Genomic DNA, 18,527 nt, shown 5'->3' with positions numbered 1-18,527 from the left:
CGTATGCGGGCATGTCGAGAAACCCGATTAAAGCTCTCCCGATCATCAATGGCCGCTCATGTACCCATTCGATGCGAAGATCAGACGTCAGTCGATCGATCCCGACGATCTGATCTACGCCCATGCCGGTTCGATGGATGCCTGCGCTTGCGCCTTGCTTGCCGCCGCCGACATGCTCGATGCGGGCGTGTTCACGGCGCCGCCGGGCCAGTGGTAACCCCTGGGAGATAGTCCCACCAAAATCCTCACTGCAACGACAGAAACGTTTCTAAACCCAATGGGAGTGACAACATGCTCAGGCTGAAAACGACGTTGCTTATGCTCGCGCTGGCGGGCCTTACTGCCACGGCATCCGGCAGCGCCGCGCTTGCACAGAAAGCGACGATCGGCATCGCGATGCCGACAAAATCCTCCGCGCGGTGGATCGACGACGGCAACAACATGGTCAAGGTGCTGCGCGAGCGCGGCTACGGCACTGACCTGCAATATGCCGAGGACGATATTCCGAACCAGCTCGCGCAGGTCGAGAACATGGTGACTAAGGGAGCGAAGGTGCTGGTGATCGCGGCGATCGACGGCTCCACTCTGTCCGACGTGCTCAAGCAGGCCAAGGCCAAGGGCATCACCGTAATTGCCTATGACCGCCTGATCCGCGACACGCCGAACGTCGACTACTATGCGACCTTCGACAATTTCCAGGTCGGCGTCCAGCAGGCGCAGTCGATCGAGCAGGGGCTGGGGCTGAAGGAGGGCAAGGGGCCGTTCAACATCGAGCTGTTCGGCGGCTCGCCTGACGACAACAACGCCTACTTCTTCTACAACGGCGCCATGTCGGTACTGCAGCCCTATATCGACAGCGGCAAGCTTGTAGTCGCAAGCAAGCAGACGGGTATGGACAAGGTCTCGACCTTGCGCTGGGACGGCGCGACCGCGCAGTCCCGCATGGACAATCTGCTCAGCGCCTTCTACGGCAAGAAGCGCGTCGACGCCGTGCTCTCACCCTATGATGGCCTCTCCATTGGCATCATCTCATCGCTAAAGGGGGTCGGCTATGGCACGCCCGATCAGCCGATGCCGATCATCAGCGGCCAGGACGCAGAGGTGCCGTCGATCAAGGCAATACTGCGCGGCGATCAATATTCCACCATCTTCAAGGATACCCGCGATCTCGCGCGGGTGACGGCGGATATGGTCGACGCCGTGCTCAAGGGCAAGGAAGTGCCCATCAACGACGCCAAGACCTACAGCAACGGAGTCAAGGCGGTGCCGGCCTATCTGCTCAAGCCGGTGGTGGTGTACAAGAGCAATTGGAATAAGGTGCTGGTTGACAGTGGTTACTACAAGCGCTCGCAATTCGAGTGAGAAAACCGGTCCGGCAAGCGCGGAAGACCCGCTTGCCGGACGATCGGTCGCTTCCACTCCGGGACATGATACGATGACGGCAATGCTGGAAATGCGCGGCGTCAGCAAGAGCTTTGCAGGCGTGCAGGCGCTACGCGACGTCAATTTCACAGTCGAGCCCGGGCAGATCCACGCCCTCGTGGGCGAGAACGGCGCCGGCAAGTCGACGCTGATGAAAGTGCTCAGCGGCGTCTATCCGCATGGCGACTATGAAGGCACCATCATCTTCGATGGCGAGGAACAGCGTTTTCGCGACATCAACGATTCGGAGGCGCTCGGGATCATCATCATCCATCAGGAGCTGGCACTGATCCCGCTGATGTCGATTGCCGAGAACATTTTTCTGTCGCATCCGCCGTCACGGTTCGGCGTGATCGACCGCGACGCGGTGTATCGGCGCACAAGGGAACTGTTGGCCCAGGTTGGTCTGCGCGAACCGCCGGATGCACTCATCACCGACCTCGGTATCGGCAAGCAGCAACTGGTCGAGATTGCGAAAGCGCTATCCAAGCGGGTGCGTCTCCTGATCCTGGACGAGCCCACCGCGAGCCTCAATGAGGCCGACAGCGCGGCGCTGCTCGACCGACTCATGGCGTTCCGCCAGCAGGGCATCGCCTCGATCCTGATTTCGCACAAGCTGAACGAGGTCGCCCGCGTCGCCGACCGCATCACCATCTTGCGCGATGGCCGCACCGTTGACTCGATCGACTGTCGGACCGAGCAGGTCGAGGAAGACCGCATCATACGCAGCATGGTCGATCGCGATCTCGCCCATCGTTTCCCACCGCGCGACGCCAGGATTGGGGACCCCGTGCTTGTGGTGGAGGACTGGAGCGTCTATCACCCGCTCCATCCCGAGCGCCAGATGATCAAGAATGTCGGCTTCCACGTGCGGCGCGGCGAGGTGGTCGGCATCGCCGGCCTGATGGGTGCCGGCCGTACCGAATTCGCTACAAGCCTGTTCGGCCGCGCCTGGGGCTACAACATCAGCGGACGGGTGTGGCTGGACGGCAGCGAGGTCGACCTCTCCAGCGTGCCGGCGGCCATCGACGCGGGGCTCGCCTATGTGACCGAAGACCGCAAGCAGCTCGGTCTGATCCTTGCCGACGACGTGCGCAAGAATATCACGCTCGCGAGTCTTTCCCAGGTGGCTCCGCGATGGGTGGTCGATGACATCAGAGAGTTGAAGGCAGCCAGTGACTATCGCAACCGGATGCGAATCCGCTGCTCCGATGTCTATCAGGAAACCGGCCAGCTCTCCGGCGGCAACCAGCAGAAGGTCGTGCTGTCAAAATGGCTGATGACGGACCCAAAAGTCCTGATCCTGGACGAGCCGACCCGCGGGATCGACGTCGGCGCCAAATACGAGATCTATTGTACCATCAATGAACTCGCGGAGGCCGGCAGGGGCGTCGTGGTGATTTCCTCGGAAATGCCGGAGTTGCTCGGCATCTGCGACCGGATCTGCGTGATGAACGATGGCGCCTTTGTCGGCGAATTTGCCGCCGGCGAAGCGACGCAGGAGAAGATCATGCGCGCGATCATGCGCAACAAGCCCGTACAAGGCGGCGTGGAGCGGAACAGGATGCAGATGGGTGGAGCGCGGCCATGACCGACAAGACGGTTTCGCTGCCTGAGCAACGCGGGCATGCGGGGTTCATCAAGAACAACCTGCGCAATTACGGCATGCTGCTGTCGCTGTTCGCGATCATGCTGTTCTTCCAGGTTGCTACCGACGGCACGCTGCTGCAGCCGCTCAATCTCACCAATCTGGTGCTGCAGAACAGCTATATCGTGATCATGGCGCTCGGCATGCTGCTCGTGATCGTGACCGGCCATATCGACCTCTCGGTCGGGTCGGTCGCCGGCTTCATCGGCGCAATCGCCGCCGTGCTCATGGTTCGCTATCACGTCGACTATCCGCTCGCTTTCATCGCCTGTCTGCTGGTCGGCGCGGCGATCGGCGCAGCGCAGGGCTACTGGGTTGCCTATTTTGGGATTCCGTCCTTCATCGTCACGCTTGCGGGCATGCTGGTGTTCAAGGGCCTTGCCCTGGCGGTCCTGCAGGGACAATCCGTGGGGCCGTTTCCGCCGACCTTCCAGAAGTTGTCTTCAGGCTTCATCCCGGAGCTCTTTCCTGGCGCCGACACGCTGCACCCGACCTCGTTGCTGATCGGCATCGTGCTGGCGCTGGCGCTGGTCTATGCCAGTGCCAAAACCCGCGCCCGCGAGCAATCGCACGGGATCGAGGTCGAGCCGTATGCGTTGTTCGTCGCAAAAAGTGCTGCGCTCCTGGGCGTTGTCCTCTACTTCACCTATCTGATCGCTTCGCATCGCGGGCTACCGAATGTGCTCGTGATTATGACCGCGCTGATCGCGCTCTATGGCTTTGTCACACGCCGGACGATCATTGGGCGACAAATCTACGCCGTCGGCGGCAATGCCAAAGCCGCCAAGCTGTCCGGCATCAAGACTGAACGGCTCACCTTCCTGACTTTTGTGAACATGGGAGCTCTCGCCGCGCTTGCCGGCCTGATCTTTGCAGCGCGTCTCAACACGGCAACCCCCAAGGCTGGCGCCGGTTTCGAGCTCGACGTCATCGCCGCGTGCTTTATTGGCGGCGCTTCCGCCTATGGCGGCGTGGGGCGGGTCGGCGGCGCCGTGGTCGGCGCCATGATCATGGGTGTGATGAACAATGGGATGTCGATCCTTGGCGTCGGCATCGACTACCAGCAGGTGATCAAGGGATTGGTGCTACTCGCCGCCGTCTGCATCGACGTCTACAACCAGCGCAGGTGACGACGGACCTGTCCTGGAGATCTCCATGGGCTCGTGGTCGATACCACCGGATGCGCGCGCTCGTCGCCGTTCGCAGTCTGAAGGATGAGCTCTGGGCCTGCCTGCCCTCGATCGGGCTGATGCTGTGACGAGATCAAGCTGGCATCGTCGAGACATCGGCGGAGTTGTGCGACGCTGATGTCTCCGGACGCGGGCACGGGTACATGGTGGTCGCGCTCATGGAGATTGCTTCGCCGTGTCGCGCTCAGCGATTAAACGTGCCCTGCCACAGGCGATGTGCTGCCAAGAACATGGTCACGCTGCACTTATTTGCTGCACCAGCGAATGAGCCCCACCATCTGTAGGTGCAGCTTGGATCGAACGAGGTTCTGGTTGCATCGGCCAACCGCAGGCGTCCCGATTTGTCCTTGTCCGGGTGGGAATGACGTGCAATCCTTTGTTGGCCGGACAACAGACAAGCGACATAACAGCGATCCTCCCGTCCTTCCCAGACTTCGGGGGCCCAAATCATGTCTAACTCTCTGCAGCGTACGACCGCTCCCTGGCGCATCGGCGTGCTGTTCTCGCGAACCGGCTTCATGTCAGTGATCGAGGAAACCCAGTATCGCGGGACCCTGCTGGCCATCGAAGAGATCAACGCCGCTGGCGGGGTTTGTGGCCGAGAATTGGTACCCATGTCCTACGATCCCGGTTCCGATTCTGTGGCCTACGGGCATTATGCCAAGCGTCTGATGATAGAGGACGAGGTCAGCACCATCTTCGGTTGCTACACCTCATCGAGCCGAAAGGCCGTCTTGCCCGTGGTGGAACGGCTGAATGGCCTCTTGTGGTATCCGACACTCTATGAAGGCTTCGAGGCGTCGCCCAACGTCATCTATACCGGCGCTTCCCCCAATCAGAACAGTCTCGCGCTTTGCCGGTACCTGATGGACAACTACGGAAGCCGCTTCTACTTCGTCGGATCGGACTACATTTATCCACGCGAATCCAATCGCGTGATGAGGGAGGTCTTGAAGGCCAACGGGGGATCGGTCGTCGGCGAGCGCTATGTGAGCGTGCACGCCCGCTGGCAGGACTTCCTGCCCATCGTGCAGGATATTCGACGAATTCGGCCCGACGTGATCTTCTCGACAGTCGTCGGAGAGGCAACGATTTTCCTCTACCAGGCATATGCAAACGTGGGGCTTGATCCACGAAAGATGCCGATCGCAAGCCTCACGACGACCGAGGCCGAGATCTCCGCCATGGGCTTCGATGTGGGCGAAGGTCACATCACGGCGGCCTCGTATTTCCAAGGCATCGAAGGCGAGGCAAACGAGTGCTTTGTAAACAGATTCAAGACACGGTTTGGAGGAGACGTCTCGACCAATATGTGCGTGGAGGCTTCCTATTTTCAGCTTCATCTGTTCGCGAAGGCTCTCGAGCAGGCGAACACGCTCGACACCGAAATCTTGAGGGCAATGGTTCTAGGCACGACATTTGACGCTCCACAGGGGGCCGTCACGATCAATCCAAATACCGGGCATGCTGATCTCTGGACGCGCATCGGTCGCGCCAATCGGGAAGGGCAATTCGACGTTATCAATCAATCAAGAGAAGCGGTGCATGCGGACCCGTTTCTGATCGGGTACGGCCGCGCAACCACCCAGGCAGGAAACACGCAATGAGCGAAGCCATGCGCAGACCCGTCGGCAGCCGGGAGACGTTCGGTCGCAAGTCCATGGTGCAGGAACTGGCCGATTTGACGGCTATCGTTCTTGCCCCGGTGGATGATCAAACGACCTTGCTGCTGCGAGAACTGCAGCGCTATCGCATGCGCGTACAGCAAGTGTGGCCAATGCCGACATCCGTCCCGGGCGATGCCGACGTTGTGTTCTGCGAGTATTGCCCAGACCTTGCTCGACGTTTGCCCTGGATACCGGGAGATGCGCGATCGGCCCTCGTGGTCATCGTGCCGGCCGCAGAGCCAATTCAGGCAGAGCCGTTGTCCCATGCAACGCCGAATGCCGTCCTGCCGCGGCCCTTCACGCCGAATGCAGTGCTTTCGAGCCTGGTGCTGGCGCGCAGTCAGTTCGGATACGAGCGCCGGCTGCGCAGCAAGATCGAAAAGCTGGATGAGAATCTTCGTTCGATGCGAACGGTCGAGCGCGCGAAAGCGATCTTGATGGCAACGCGACAGATGCCGGAGACTGAAGCATACGGCTTCATCCGACGACAGGCGATGGACCGTCGGGTGTCGGCAAGCGCGGTCGCCGCGGCGATCGTTGACTCCTTCGAACTGCTTGGTTACGATCCTCAGCATTGATCCCCAATAGCGGGGACCCGGCGGCGACACTGCCGCCAAGCTGACAACCGGCAACAAAGCCCTCCCAATGCTCGCGTAAGCGCGCATCGGGAGGGCTTTTTTGTTTTTCATTCCAGGAGCGAGAGAGATGGGCATTTCTAGGCGGACGTTGATGAAAAATGCGGCGGCGCTTGGCGCATTTGCAGGCGCCGGCTTTCCGCACATATGGATCAAGAACGCGGATCTGGCGCGCGCGGCTGGCGGAGAGATCAAGGTCGGCGTGTTGTTCTCGCTGACAGGAACGACCGCCATCATCGAGGAATCTCTCAACAAGGCAACAATCCTGGCAATCGAGGAGATCAACGCCGCCGGCGGGATCAAGGGAAGCAAAATTGTCCCGATCGTCGAGGACCCGGCGTCGGATCCGGCGACTTTCTCGGAGAAGGCGCGCAAGCTTGTTGTGGGCGACAAATGCGTTAGCGTGTTCGGTTCATATACGTCTGCGAGCCGCAAGGCTGTGCTGCCGGTGTTCGAACGGCAGAACAATCTCTATTGGTATCCTACACTCTATGAAGGCCGCGAATGCTCGAAGAACGTCATCTACACAGGCGCGGTGCCGAACCAGCAGCAGGACGAGTTCGTGCCATGGCTGATCAAGAAGTTCGGCAAGAAGTTCTATCTGATCGGTTCGAACTACATCTATCCGAAGGAAGAGAACAACTATTGCAAGAAGCTGCTCGAGAAGTATGGCGGCGAGGTCGTCGCCGAGGAGTACGTGCCGCTCGGCCATTCGGAATTCTCTTCCGTCATCAACAAAATCCGCTCGTCTCAGCCGAACGTCATCTTCTCCACCGTCGTCGGCGACTCGGTCGTGGCGCTGCACCGGCAATACCGCGCCGCGGGTCTTGATCCCGAAAAGATGCCGATGGCGAGCCTCACCACCTCGGAGAACGAGGTGGCGGCGATGGGCGGAGACGCGGCCGCCGGCCACTTCACGTCGGCACCGTACTTCCAAGTCCACAAATCGCCGGAGAACGAGAAATTCGTTGCCGCCTATCAAAAGCGCTGGGGCGCCGACAAGGTCACGCATTTCGTCTCCGAGGCCTGCTACTTCCAGACCTACCTGTTCAAGCAGGCGGTGGAAAAACTCGCCACCAGTGACATCACCCCGCCCAACATCCGTGACGCCGTGAAAGGCGCGGAGACCATCGCCCCGCAGGGCAAGGTGCGCATTGAGTCTGAAAATCTCCACACCTGGCTATGGCCGAAGATCGCGCAGTGCAAGTCCAATGGGCAATTCGAGATCCTCGTCGAAGCCAAGGAATGGCTGAAACCGGTGCCCTATGCGGCCTATCCCGGACAAGCCTGCACCGAGAAGGGTCTGGTCGAGAAGAGCTGACGCTTGGAACGTTGGCGGCCGGCGGCGAAGTCATGCCGGCGGCCGGCTTCACGGAGAATGGGCGTGGACCAATTTTTCGAACAGATCATAACGGGCCTCAGTATCGGATCGATCCTGCTCCTGGTGGCGCTCGGGCTGTCGATCATCTATGGCTCGATGGGCATCATCAATCTCGCTCATGGCGAGTTTGTCATGCTCGGGGCCTACACAGCCTGGCTGTTCCGGAACTATTTCGGGCTCGGACTGCTCGCGGGCCTCATCCCGATCTTCATTGTGGTCGCGGTGATCGGCTGGATCATCGAGCGCTTTGTACTGAGCTTGCTCAACAATCGTCCGCTGGACACCATCCTCGCGACCTGGGGCGTCGGCATCATGCTGCAGCAGGCGGTCCGCCTGATGGTCGGGAGCGAACTCCGCTACGTGCAGTTACCGCCGTCGCTGTCCGGTAGCATGGATGTGTTCGGGCTATCGGTGTCATCCTATCGCGTGTTCCTGTTTGTCGTGGCGATCGCCCTGTCCGTGGCGACTTGGCTCCTGATGAACCGCACCACGGTCGGTATGAAGCTGCGCGCCATCATGCAGGACCGCTCAGTCTCCGCGTCATTCGGCATCAACGCCAAACGCGTGTATGGCCTGACTTTTGCCTATGGCGCCGGACTCGCCGGGCTTGCCGGTGCGCTGGTGTCGCCGCTCAAGAGCGTGTCGCCCGACATGGGCACAGGCTACGTGATCGACGCGTTCATGGTGGTGGTGTTAGGCGGCGTGCAAAGTCTCGCCGGCACGGTCGCGAGTGCGTTCATTCTCGGTGAGCTCTCCGGTGCCATCGCATTCCTGCAAAACGACACGGTAGCCAAGGCGCTGGTGCTGCTAGCCATCGTCGTGCTGATCCGCTTCCGCCCTGAAGGGCTATTCACAACGCGCGTGCGCGCCTGAGACCAGATCGCCGATCCATGTCATCGAAGACGTCAACCCAAACCGCACTGCCGCGCCTCGGAGCGCAACTCGCTCCAATCCTGATCGTCTGCGCCATCTTGTTCGCGCTGCCGCTGATCCTCAACAACGACTTCCTGCTCAACAAGGTCGCTCGCTATCTCGTGCTCGGCATCCTCACGGTGTCGCTCGCGCTGTCGTGGGGCTTCGGCGGCATCCTCAACCTCGGCCAAGCCATGAGTTTCGGTATCGGCTCCTACGCGATGGCGATGGCGCTCAAGCTGAAAACCGTCCCTGTGCACACCGGTTCGGGCGGACTCCCCGACTTCATGGTGTGGAACAACGTGGCGCGGCTGCCATGGTTCTGGGAGCCGTTCAAGTCACTCGGCTTTGCGCTCGCCGCCGGCATCATCGTGCCGGCACTGGTGGCCGCGGCGCTCGGCTGGTTCATCTTTCGCAGCCGCGTCACAGGCGTCTATGTCTCGATCATTACGCTTGCGACCATGGTCGTGCTGAACCTCGTGATCATCGACCAGCAGAGCTATACGGGCGGATTTAACGGCATCACCGATCTCGCGCAGCTCGAAATCTTCGGCATCGCCTTCGACGCTTATGGCCGCGCGACCTTCTATCTCGTAGCGAGCTGCGTAGCTCTGAGCTTGTTGGTCGCCTTCGCCTTCACCCGCAGTCGCGCCGGACTGGTCGTGCAGGCGATCCGCGATCATGAAAGCCGGGTGCGCTACTTCGGCTACGACGTCGCAACTTATCAGATCTTCGTCTTCGCGCTGTCGGCGGCAATCGCCGGACTTGCCGGCATGCTCTACACGATCGTCATGGAGTTTGCGTCGCCGACGTTTCTCGGCGTGCAACTCTCGTTGTCTGTGGTGGTGTGGTGTGCGGTCGGAGGTCGTCAAAGCCTCGTCGGCGCGTTTCTCGGTGCGGTTCTGGTTGCAGGTGTGCAGGGCGCGCTCTCCGAGTCCGCCGCCTTCCTGGAAACATGGACACTGGTGATGGGCGCGCTCTTCGTGCTGGTCGTGCTGTTCCTGCCGAAGGGACTTGCCGGTCTCGCTCAGGGCGCATGGCGCTGGATCGTGCAGCGTCGTCAATTGTCGCACGAGATTGCTCAGAGCGTGGGCCAGACCAAGGAGGGCAGCGCATGACCACTCATCTCGACCTGCGCGACGTCTCCGTCTCCTTCAACGGCTTCAGGGCGCTCAATGGGCTCAATATGAGCGTCCGTAAGGGCGAACTGCGCTGCCTGATCGGTCCAAACGGGGCCGGCAAGACCACAGCGCTCGACATTATCTGCGGCAAGGTCAAGCCTAGTGCGGGGACAGTGACTTTCGATGGCACCGCGCTGCAAGATCTGGAAGAGCATGAAATCGCGCGTGCTGGCGTCGGCCGCAAGTTCCAGGTGCCGAGCGTATTCCGCGATCTGACCGTGGCGGAGAACCTGGAGGTAGCGAGGGCGCGCCACCCCGGCGTGTGGGCCAATTTGCGCTGGGATATCGGCGGGGCCGGACGGGCGGACATCGAGCGTCTTGCCGCATTGGTCGGTCTCGCCGAACAGCTCGAACGGCCAGCGGCCTACCTCTCTCACGGACAGAGCCAATGGCTCGAGATCGGCATGCTGGTCGCTCAGGATGCCGAACTTATCCTGATGGATGAGCCGACTGCCGGCATGACTGTCCAGGAAACGCGCAAAACAGCCGACCTGTTCGCGCGATTGAAGGGCAAGCATACCCTTGTTGTCGTGGAACATGACATGAGCTTCGTCAAGGCCATCGGCGACATCATCTCGGTGATGCACATGGGGCAGTTGCTGGCGGAAGGGACCGCCGCCGAAGTGGAAGCGCATCCGGAAGTCCGTCGCGCCTATCTCGGATCTGGAGGCATCAGCAATGCTTGAGCTGACAGATATCGACGCGTTCTACGGCAACAGCCGTGCACTGCAGAATGTCAACCTCACCGTTGGTGCCGGCGAGTTCCTTTCCATTCTCGGTCGTAATGGCGTCGGCAAGACCACGCTGATGCGCAGTATCCTCGGTCTGATGGACCGAGTGACGGGGCGGCTAACACTCGACGGCACCGATATCTCGAAGCTGCGCACCTACCAGCGCGCAAAAGCCGGGATCGCCTATGTACCGCAAGGCAGGGGCATTCTGCCGCGCTTTACGGTACGGGAGAATCTAACGCTCGGTACGTTTGCGGCAAGGGACCCGAACGGCATCGAAGACTGGGTGATCGAGCTGTTTCCGGTGCTCAAGGAGTTCTTCAACCGGCACGGCGGAAATTTATCAGGTGGTCAGCAGCAGCAGCTCGCCATTGCCCGTGCCCTGCTGGCCCAACCGAAGCTCATCCTGCTGGACGAGCCCACGGAGGGAATCCAGCCCAACATTGTCGAGCAGATCGAAGCGGTGATCGTGCGGCTCAACCGCGAGCGCGGCATCACCGTGATCCTCGTCGAACAGAACGTCGCCTTTGCGCGACGCGCCTCTGATCGATTTGCGTTTCTGGAGAAGGGAAGAGTGGTTGCCAAGGGCGCAATCGGCGAGCTGTCGGATGAGCTCATCCAAAGGCATATGGCGGTCTAACGGAACGATACGTCGTTAACTTGAAAGGGAGTCGGAAACATGTTGCATGGAGACATATCGAGCAGCAAGGACACGGTTGGCGTCGCCGTGGTCAACTACAAGATGCCGCGTTTGCACACCAAGGCAGAAGTCCTCGACAACGCGCGCAACATCGCAAAGATGCTCGAGGGCATGAAGCTCGGTTTGCCGGGAATGGATCTGGTGATCTTTCCCGAATACTCCACGCACGGCATCATGTACGACTCCAAGGAGATGTACGAGACGGCATCGAGCGTGCCAGGCGAGGAGACGAAGATTTTTGCTGATGCCTGCCGAAAGGCGAAAGTCTGGGGCGTGTTCTCGCTGACCGGAGAACGCCACGAGGAGCACCCGAACAAGGCGCCCTACAACACGCTGATCCTGATGAACGACAAGGGCGAAATCGTCCAGAAGTACCGGAAGATAATGCCCTGGGTGCCGATCGAGGGCTGGTACCCCGGAGACTGCACCTACGTGTCGGAAGGACCGAAGGGCCTCAAGATCAGCTTGATCATCTGCGACGACGGCAACTATCCTGAAATCTGGCGGGACTGCGCCATGCGAGGCGCCGAACTGATCATTCGTTGCCAGGGCTACATGTATCCCGCGAAGGAGCAGCAGATCCAGATCTCGAAGTCGATGGCATGGGCGAACAATTGCTATGTGGCGGTTGCCAACGCGTCGGGCTTCGACGGTGTCTACTCGTATTTCGGGCATTCCGCGATCATCGGCTTTGATGGTCGGACGCTCGGCGAGTGCGGGACCGAGGAGAACGGCATCCAATATGCCCAGCTATCGGTGTCGCTGATCCGCGACGCACGGCGCAACATGCAGTCGCAAAACCATCTCTTCAAGCTGATGCATCGTGGTTACACCGGTCTCATCAACTCCGGGGACGGTGATCGCGGCCATGCCGTCTGTCCCTACACTTTCTACAAGAACTGGATCACTGACCCGGAGGGCACACGCGAGATGGTGGAGGCCATGACGCGACCCGTCGTAGGCACGGAGGAATGTCCGATCGAAGGCATCCCGAACAAGAAAGTCGCGCATCGCTAGACGGTGCGACTGGTCTCTCGCCGGCGCGTCGATCGAACGCGCCGGCATCCCTGGCGCCTCGATCTGTTGCAGGATAAGTCCGGCGCCGCGGCCACAGGCACATTCAAAGAGGCGTGGAATTGTCAGACGTCCCATTGCTGCTTGATCAATACCGCATCCGAGACGAACCATATTATCGGGCTTTGAACGACGAAATCAGGCTATTCACGGCGGCCTATGCCAGCCGAATGCCGGTCATGCTGAAAGGGCCGACAGGGTGCGGGAAGACCCGCTTCATCGAATACATGGCCTGGCGGCTGGGCCGGCCGCTCATCACGGTAGCCTGTCACGAGGACATGACTGCGGCGGACCTGGTCGGACGGTGGCTGCTCGATGCCGAGGGGACCGTGTGGAACGACGGCCCGCTGACCACCGCCGTCCGGCATGGCGCGATCTGTTATCTCGACGAGATCGTTGAGGCGCGCCAGGACACGACCGTCGTGATTCACCCGTTGACCGACGATCGCCGAGTCCTGCCGCTGGAGAAGAGAGCGGAGTTGATCCATGCGCATTCCGATTTCCAACTGGTGATCTCCTACAATCCCGGCTACCAGAGCGCGATCAAGGATCTCAAGGAGTCCACAAAGCAGCGCTTCGCGGCACTGGATTTTGGCTACCCGGAGCATCGGGTGGAGGTGGACGTCGTCTCGAGAGAGGCAGGCATCGATCCGAGGATCGCCGATCTCCTCGTGAAGGTCGGCTCGCATAGCCGCAACCTGAAAGGTCAGGGGCTGGACGAGGGTGCGTCAACCCGCATGCTTGTCAACGCCGGCCGGCTGATTGGATGCGGCATCGACTTGAAGGAAGCTTGCGAGACCACGATCGTAGTTCCGCTGACCGACGACCTCGACACAAGGAATACCCTGCGGGACGTGATCCTGGCCTGTGCCTAGGTTGGATGAAGGTAGTTGAGGTCGTGGACACCAGCCCGCTCGATCACTTTCGGTCAGAACGCCGACTTACAGAGCGGCTACGCGGACATGACACCGTTCGCGGGGCCGTTGAGGCTGCGCAGAAGTCACTGGAGGAGCGGCGGGATCCGATCGGGCCAGTGTCGGCTTGGAACGACATCGTGCGTGAGCTGTTCGAGGCCAATCTCGGCGAAGCCGTTGTCCTCAGCTTCTTGCGCCTGTCGGGGCAATGGCCCGCTCAACGGTCGATCGAGGACGTAATCGCGATTGGCCAGGGGGTAAGGGATATCGGTCGGGTCAGCGGAAGCCGGGTTGCGCACGCGTTACTCGCAGAATTGCCGAAGGTTCTCGAGAGGGGCGCCACGACCGATGAACTGACGGCCGTCTTTGATGCCCTTGAGCAGTTGGCTGATGACGGACCTGAATCCATTGCCCTTGTTGTGAGTCGGCTGGAACAGCTTCTGCTGTATGCAACCGCGGAGGAGTTTTCCGTTTGGGTCTCGGGCGGACTACGCGCTGCAGGTGGCAACGCGGCGCGTCGACGAGCCTTCTTTGGCCTCGACGATGCGCTCTCGACGCGCCTGCTGTATGGCGGGAGCGCATCGGGGGACGACTTCACGTGCCTGGAGAAGCGGCTCGGCGCAACCATGCTCGCGCTCTGGAACAAAAAGCCGAGGCTGCGCAAGCTTGCGGCGGCAGCGATGCCCGCGGTGCCACGGCGGGCATCGCTCGCTGGCGGCATGCTGGGATTGCCTGCGACCTATCCCGGTTTCGCGGGTGAGCGCGCGGAGGACATCTATCTTGCCGCTTCGGCACATGCAGGCGCCCATCTGGCGCATTCGAGCGTGAGGTTTCCCGTAGGGCGACTGAAGCCGCTCCAGATTGCATTGACATCGCTCATGGAAGATGCCCGGGTCGAGGCGCTGGCGCTGCGCGATATGCCCGGCTTGCGCAGGCTTTGGCTGCCGTTTCACACGGCGGCGCCATCTCCGCAGGCAACGGCCGCAGGCCTGATGGTGCGCCTGGCGCGGGCTTTGATCGATCCTGATTATGCGGATCCCGATGCGTGGATTGGGAAGGGGTGCACCCTGTTCGAGGCGGCGGCCGATCGCTGGGGCGATCCAGCGATCAGTCGTGAGATTGGTGGACTATTGGGTAATGACTTGGGACAGATGCGGCTGCAGTTCAATGCCAAGAGCTACGTTGTCGAACCCGCCTATCGTGACGACAATCTGGCGCTATGGGATTTTGGCGAACAGCCAGACGGCCAAGTCGAAGAAATAGAGCATCCGGTCGATTCCGTCCGCATCGAACGCCGCCACGATGCCGGGGGCGACAGATCGGATGAAACGGCGCCGCCCGAGGAATCCCTGCGCGCGCGAGCCAGCGCCATCGCTATGCTCGACGGGCTCCCCGTCGCGACCTATCCGGAATGGGACTACGTCGCTCGCATCGAGCGTCCGGACTGGACGACGATCCTGGAGGCCGATGCGGCGATTTCATCGATGACCGACGAGCTGCAATTTGACGAGGATGCGACACGTCGTGTCACGACGGTCACGCGTGATGCATCGATAGGCCGGCAACAGAGATACAAGGGTCAGCGCGACGGCGATACCCTGGATATCGATGCGGCCATTGCTCTGATGACTGAGCGGCGTGCGGGACGTGTTATCGAGCCTCGGATCTATCTGCGGGATGCGCCGGGGCCGCGCGACCTTGCCATCCTTCTTCTACTGGATCTCTCCCAATCCACTGCCGACCATGATTCCTTCGGTCGAACGGTTCTTGACGTCGAACGGAAGGCGGCCGCCATTATCACGACAGCAGTGGAAGCCGCCGATGATGCCATCGCCGTGCACGGCTTCAACTCCGACGGGCGCGAGCGGGTGCGATATCTCCGCATAAAGAGTTTTGAAGAAAAAATGGACGCAATTGTGCGTTCGCGACTTGCCGGTCTGAAAAGCAGCCATTCGACCCGATTGGGAGCTGCGCTCCGGCACGCAGGCAGCTATCTTTCGCAACAGCGAGCATTCCGCAAGGTTCTCTTGGTGCTGACCGATGGCGAGCCGTCCGACGTCGACGTGCCAGAAGCCCAATATCTTGCAGAGGATGCACGGCGCGCGATGCATCAACTCCGGCGACACGGGGTTGACATCTTTGGTTTCGGTGTCGGTCACGGCCCGTTTGTTCAACTCGATCGAATATTCGGAGAGCGGCGCGTACTACGCGTGGCCCGCATCGATGTGCTGCCGCGGCGTGTGGTGCAGCTCTATGCGGAATTGAAAAAGTAGGTAGGTGCTGAAAGTGAGTGCATGCAAATCCGCGTGTGGTCCAACTGGACTTTGCTGCATCTCCGCGAGCGCGATTGCGATCGAACCGACTGGAATGGCGCGTCCGCCTTGTCAGCTCGGCATGTGCGAGCTGACCGCCGTTCCGTAGCAGTCCAGCAGGACAAACTTGCGGTTACGCTTCTAAGATGCGTTTGGCGACACCGATGCGCACGCTTTTCCAGAAATAATTGGTTGAGTCCCCTGGTACTCCAGGAAATGGTCGGCCCGACACAAAGGTGTCAATTATGCACCTTACGATTGGCTGCTGCGTAATTGTCAGAACGGCTTGCTTGGGCAGGGACTTCTCGGTTGTTGAGTACGGATTTCTTGTGCTGCCTTCCTCTCGGGACAGGCGCTCGATCATCGACTCGACCCTTTCGTTTCCTGCATGGCGTACTGCGCTTCGTTCTTGCGATCGCCGCATGTGCGATAACTGACCGAGCGATAGCCGACCAGGTGCGAGCTGCGGCAACGCGGGCAGACGGACCCCTGGTGTTTGATCTGGCGCCTCAGCCCCTGGCTGCAGCTCTCAATCGCTATGGCGACCTCACCGGCCGCGAAGTGCTCTACAACACCGCGCTCGTGCAGGGCCTTGTCTCGGCGCCGGCACAGGGCGTGTTGACGCCGGAAACGGCGCTTTGGCGTCTGCTGGATGGGACAGGCCTTTCGGCGCAGTTCATGCCAGACGGGTCTTTCGTCTTGAACCCCAAATCGGCGAACCAGCAACTGCCTGTTCAAGCGGCGTCGGGGCCGGTGCAAGACTACTACTATGGACGCATCCAGGCGAGCCTCAGGCGCGCGTTGTGTGCGAACGTCAACGGATATCATGGCCAGTACCGGGTCGCGGCTTTGTTCTGGATCGGCTCTTCAGGCAGGGTTGCGCGATACGAGCGGCTCGGCACGGCCGGCAACTCCGATCTCGATCGGGTCATTGATCAAACGTTGCGGGACCTGCAGATCGGGGCCCCGCCGCCCGACGGATTCCAACAACCCGTCCTGACAATGGTGGTGCCCAAGTCTCTGGGCGTAACAATGGATTGCGATCGCACGCGCGCCGTCGAGGCCAAGCCATGAGCGAGACGACGCTCGGCGCGCTCCGCCAATTGCTGGTGGACCGCTACGACGAGATCAAGGCTAAGTTGGCGCAGCGTGTCGGCTCGACGGATCTGGCTGCCGACGCGTTGCAGGATACCTGGTTGCGGCTGACGTTGGCCGAAACGCTCGGCCCGGTACGCAGTCTTGAAAGCTATCTCTTTCGCACCGTCTTCAATATGGCGCAGGAGCGCCGCCGGTCGGAGCGTCGGCTGCTGTCGGCCGTTGAGATCCAAAAATTGCTGTTCCTGATCGATGAGGCGCCAGATCCGGCCCAGGCCGCCGAAGCGCGTTCGGAGCTGGAGGCGCTGGAAACGATCCTCTCGGAGCTGCCTCCCCGGCGACGCCTTATCTTGCTGATGGCCCGCATGGATGGAATGCCACGACAGGAAATAGCCGACCGTCTCGCAATATCGCTGCGGCTGGTGTCCAAGGAATTGAACCTCGCGCACGAATACTGCGTGCTGCGGCGCAGCCAGATGAAGGACTAGCTGTGCGCATTCGAGCCGCGAAAATCATCTTGAGGGTAAGGCGCATTGAGAATGACCGCGCCTCGGCGAATCCTTCGCTAAGGATGTATGCGAGGGCATCATGAGTGACGCAAGCCATCGTCAGGCAGATCGTTCTGTGATCGAGCCTGAGCTCGTACGGCGCGAAGCTGTGGCCTGGGTGCAGCGGCTGCTGTCCGGCGAGGCGACGTCGGACGATGCCGAAGAACTGAAGCGCTGGCGCGCGCGTAGCCCGGCGCATGCTGCGGCATTGGCGGAAGCGAGCCGGGTGTGGGGTGCCATCGGCACGGTCGGTGGGCGGTTCTATCACCGCGAGGACATCGCGGCCGTTCTGAAAGGTCAGTCGCGCCGCACCATGGCGCGCCGGGCGGTCCTGAGTGGCGCGATTGCCGCGGCGGCGGCGTCCTATGTCGTGATCCGTCCTCCCCTTGGAATGTGGCCGTCGTGGGCCGAATTGGAGGGAGATTACCGCACCTCGCGCGGCGAGCAGCGTCAGATCACATTGCCTGGTCAAGTCTCGGTCAAGCTTAATACGCAGACAAGCATAGCCCTGGGTGGGGCGGCCGCGTTGGACCGCGTGGAATTGATCAGCGGCGAGGCTGCGTTCGCGACGCCGCCGGGTGCAAATCGAACGCTTGTGGTGCAGGCGGCCCGTGTCACCGCGACGGCGAACAACGCGAGGTTCGATGTGCGGCACCTTGCGGAGGTATCCCTGGTCCGCGTTACCTGTCTCGAAGGCGAGGTGCGGATCGAGCGGAATGACGAGACGAGGAAACTTAGACGTGGACAGCAGGTGCGTTGCAACTCGGAGGGTTTCGGAACGACAGTTACGGTCGATCCGGACGTCGAAGCGGCCTGGCAAAGTGGAATCGTGGTCTTCCAGGCAACTCCGCTCGAGAAAGTCGTCGAGGAGATCAATCGCTATCGACCAGGCAGGATCGTTCTGATCAATCCGGCTTTGGCGCAAAAGCCGGTCAGCGGACGCTTCCGGATGGATCAGCTCGACGACATCCTGCCCCGGCTGAAGCAGGCCTTTGATGCACGTGTGCGTCTCCTGCCTGGTGGAATCGCACTGTTGAGCTGACGCATATCGGCGGCACTTCACTACCGACGATTTTCTATTCGCGTGCCGTGCGCATTTCGTCTCGAGCTTTCATCT

The 18,527-nt window shown here is 60.8% G+C and carries 16 protein-coding genes and 1 pseudogene; all 17 read left to right on the top strand.

Features of this window, described 5'->3' with window-relative positions; translation table 11 throughout:
* Positions 1-67: 67 nt before the first annotated feature.
* Positions 68-202, top strand: a pseudogene (locus K288_RS52320) (xylose isomerase); the annotation flags it as partial.
* A gap of 89 nt (positions 203-291) precedes the next feature.
* Entirely contained in the window at positions 292-1,362 is a 1,071-nt protein-coding gene (gene chvE, locus K288_RS0112570) for a multiple monosaccharide ABC transporter substrate-binding protein (protein WP_027579867.1), read from the top strand.
* Positions 1,363-1,435: 73 nt separating this feature from the next.
* On the top strand, positions 1,436-3,013 hold the full coding sequence (gene mmsA / locus K288_RS0112565; protein WP_027579866.1) for a multiple monosaccharide ABC transporter ATP-binding protein: 1,578 nt from the start codon (positions 1,436-1,438) through the stop codon (positions 3,011-3,013).
* The gene (gene mmsB, locus K288_RS0112560) at positions 3,010-4,200 is read left to right on the top strand and encodes a multiple monosaccharide ABC transporter permease (RefSeq protein WP_027579865.1); all 1,191 of its coding nucleotides are present in this window, start codon (positions 3,010-3,012) and stop codon (positions 4,198-4,200) included. The genes mmsA and mmsB overlap by 4 nt, the downstream gene beginning before the upstream one ends.
* Before the next feature lie 509 nt (positions 4,201-4,709).
* Positions 4,710-5,867: a transporter substrate-binding domain-containing protein gene (locus tag K288_RS45380; protein ID WP_043159721.1), complete on the top strand. Its 1,158-nt coding sequence runs from the start codon at positions 4,710-4,712 to the stop codon at positions 5,865-5,867.
* Positions 5,864-6,505: an ANTAR domain-containing protein gene (locus tag K288_RS0112550; protein ID WP_027579864.1), complete on the top strand. Its 642-nt coding sequence runs from the start codon at positions 5,864-5,866 to the stop codon at positions 6,503-6,505. The genes K288_RS45380 and K288_RS0112550 overlap by 4 nt, the downstream gene beginning before the upstream one ends.
* Positions 6,506-6,656: 151 nt before the next feature.
* Positions 6,657-7,883, top strand: coding sequence for a transporter substrate-binding domain-containing protein (locus K288_RS0112545; protein ID WP_244443134.1), 1,227 nt, complete (start codon positions 6,657-6,659; stop codon positions 7,881-7,883).
* A 63-nt stretch (positions 7,884-7,946) separates the two neighbouring features.
* Positions 7,947-8,816, top strand: coding sequence for an urea ABC transporter permease subunit UrtB (gene urtB / locus K288_RS0112540; RefSeq protein WP_027579862.1), 870 nt, complete (start codon positions 7,947-7,949; stop codon positions 8,814-8,816).
* A gap of 17 nt (positions 8,817-8,833) precedes the next feature.
* A complete protein-coding gene (gene urtC, locus K288_RS0112535) occupies positions 8,834-9,973 on the top strand; it encodes an urea ABC transporter permease subunit UrtC (protein WP_043159717.1) in 1,140 nt (379 codons plus the stop codon).
* Positions 9,970-10,722: an urea ABC transporter ATP-binding protein UrtD gene (urtD, locus tag K288_RS0112530; protein WP_027579860.1), complete on the top strand. Its 753-nt coding sequence runs from the start codon at positions 9,970-9,972 to the stop codon at positions 10,720-10,722. Before urtC ends, urtD begins: the two co-directional genes overlap by 4 nt.
* Positions 10,715-11,407 carry an urea ABC transporter ATP-binding subunit UrtE gene (gene urtE / locus K288_RS0112525; protein WP_027579859.1) on the top strand — a complete coding sequence of 231 codons (693 nt, stop codon included), beginning with the start codon at positions 10,715-10,717 and terminating at the stop codon, positions 11,405-11,407. The genes urtD and urtE overlap by 8 nt, the downstream gene beginning before the upstream one ends.
* 39 nt (positions 11,408-11,446) lie before the next feature.
* Positions 11,447-12,484, top strand: coding sequence for an aliphatic amidase (locus tag K288_RS0112520; RefSeq protein WP_027579858.1), 1,038 nt, complete (start codon positions 11,447-11,449; stop codon positions 12,482-12,484).
* Between the two features lie 134 nt (positions 12,485-12,618).
* Positions 12,619-13,416 carry a CbbQ/NirQ/NorQ/GpvN family protein gene (locus tag K288_RS0112515; RefSeq protein ID WP_201449674.1) on the top strand — a complete coding sequence of 266 codons (798 nt, stop codon included), beginning with the start codon at positions 12,619-12,621 and terminating at the stop codon, positions 13,414-13,416.
* 179 nt (positions 13,417-13,595) lie between these two features.
* Positions 13,596-15,728 carry a VWA domain-containing protein gene (locus K288_RS45375; RefSeq protein ID WP_160168966.1) on the top strand — a complete coding sequence of 711 codons (2,133 nt, stop codon included), beginning with the start codon at positions 13,596-13,598 and terminating at the stop codon, positions 15,726-15,728.
* 531 nt (positions 15,729-16,259) lie between these two features.
* Positions 16,260-16,841 (top strand): secretin and TonB N-terminal domain-containing protein, encoded by a 582-nt coding sequence (locus K288_RS49545; protein WP_051334505.1) that lies wholly within the window; start codon positions 16,260-16,262, stop codon positions 16,839-16,841.
* The gene (locus tag K288_RS0112500) at positions 16,838-17,350 is read left to right on the top strand and encodes a sigma-70 family RNA polymerase sigma factor (protein ID WP_027579856.1); all 513 of its coding nucleotides are present in this window, start codon (positions 16,838-16,840) and stop codon (positions 17,348-17,350) included. The genes K288_RS49545 and K288_RS0112500 overlap by 4 nt, the downstream gene beginning before the upstream one ends.
* Positions 17,351-17,450: 100 nt before the next feature.
* On the top strand, positions 17,451-18,452 hold the full coding sequence (locus K288_RS0112495; protein WP_051334504.1) for a FecR domain-containing protein: 1,002 nt from the start codon (positions 17,451-17,453) through the stop codon (positions 18,450-18,452).
* The last annotated feature ends 75 nt before the right edge of the window (positions 18,453-18,527 follow it).

Source organism: Bradyrhizobium sp. Ai1a-2, assembly GCF_000426245.1.
GTDB lineage: Bacteria > Pseudomonadota > Alphaproteobacteria > Rhizobiales > Xanthobacteraceae > Bradyrhizobium.
Note: the sequence above shows the minus strand (reverse complement) of the source record. Positions and strands in the feature narration are given on the sequence as shown.

Coding starts and splice junctions, on each gene's coding strand:
- chvE (WP_027579867.1), top strand. CDS start 292: ATGCTCAGGCTGAAAACGACGTTGCTTATGCTCGCGCTGGCGGGCCTT.
- mmsA (WP_027579866.1), top strand. CDS start 1,436: ATGACGGCAATGCTGGAAATGCGCGGCGTCAGCAAGAGCTTTGCAGGC.
- mmsB (WP_027579865.1), top strand. CDS start 3,010: ATGACCGACAAGACGGTTTCGCTGCCTGAGCAACGCGGGCATGCGGGG.
- K288_RS45380 (WP_043159721.1), top strand. CDS start 4,710: ATGTCTAACTCTCTGCAGCGTACGACCGCTCCCTGGCGCATCGGCGTG.
- K288_RS0112550 (WP_027579864.1), top strand. CDS start 5,864: ATGAGCGAAGCCATGCGCAGACCCGTCGGCAGCCGGGAGACGTTCGGT.
- K288_RS0112545 (WP_244443134.1), top strand. CDS start 6,657: ATGAAAAATGCGGCGGCGCTTGGCGCATTTGCAGGCGCCGGCTTTCCG.
- urtC (WP_043159717.1), top strand. CDS start 8,834: ATGTCATCGAAGACGTCAACCCAAACCGCACTGCCGCGCCTCGGAGCG.
- urtD (WP_027579860.1), top strand. CDS start 9,970: ATGACCACTCATCTCGACCTGCGCGACGTCTCCGTCTCCTTCAACGGC.
- urtE (WP_027579859.1), top strand. CDS start 10,715: ATGCTTGAGCTGACAGATATCGACGCGTTCTACGGCAACAGCCGTGCA.
- K288_RS0112520 (WP_027579858.1), top strand. CDS start 11,447: ATGTTGCATGGAGACATATCGAGCAGCAAGGACACGGTTGGCGTCGCC.
- K288_RS0112500 (WP_027579856.1), top strand. CDS start 16,838: ATGAGCGAGACGACGCTCGGCGCGCTCCGCCAATTGCTGGTGGACCGC.
- K288_RS0112495 (WP_051334504.1), top strand. CDS start 17,451: ATGAGTGACGCAAGCCATCGTCAGGCAGATCGTTCTGTGATCGAGCCT.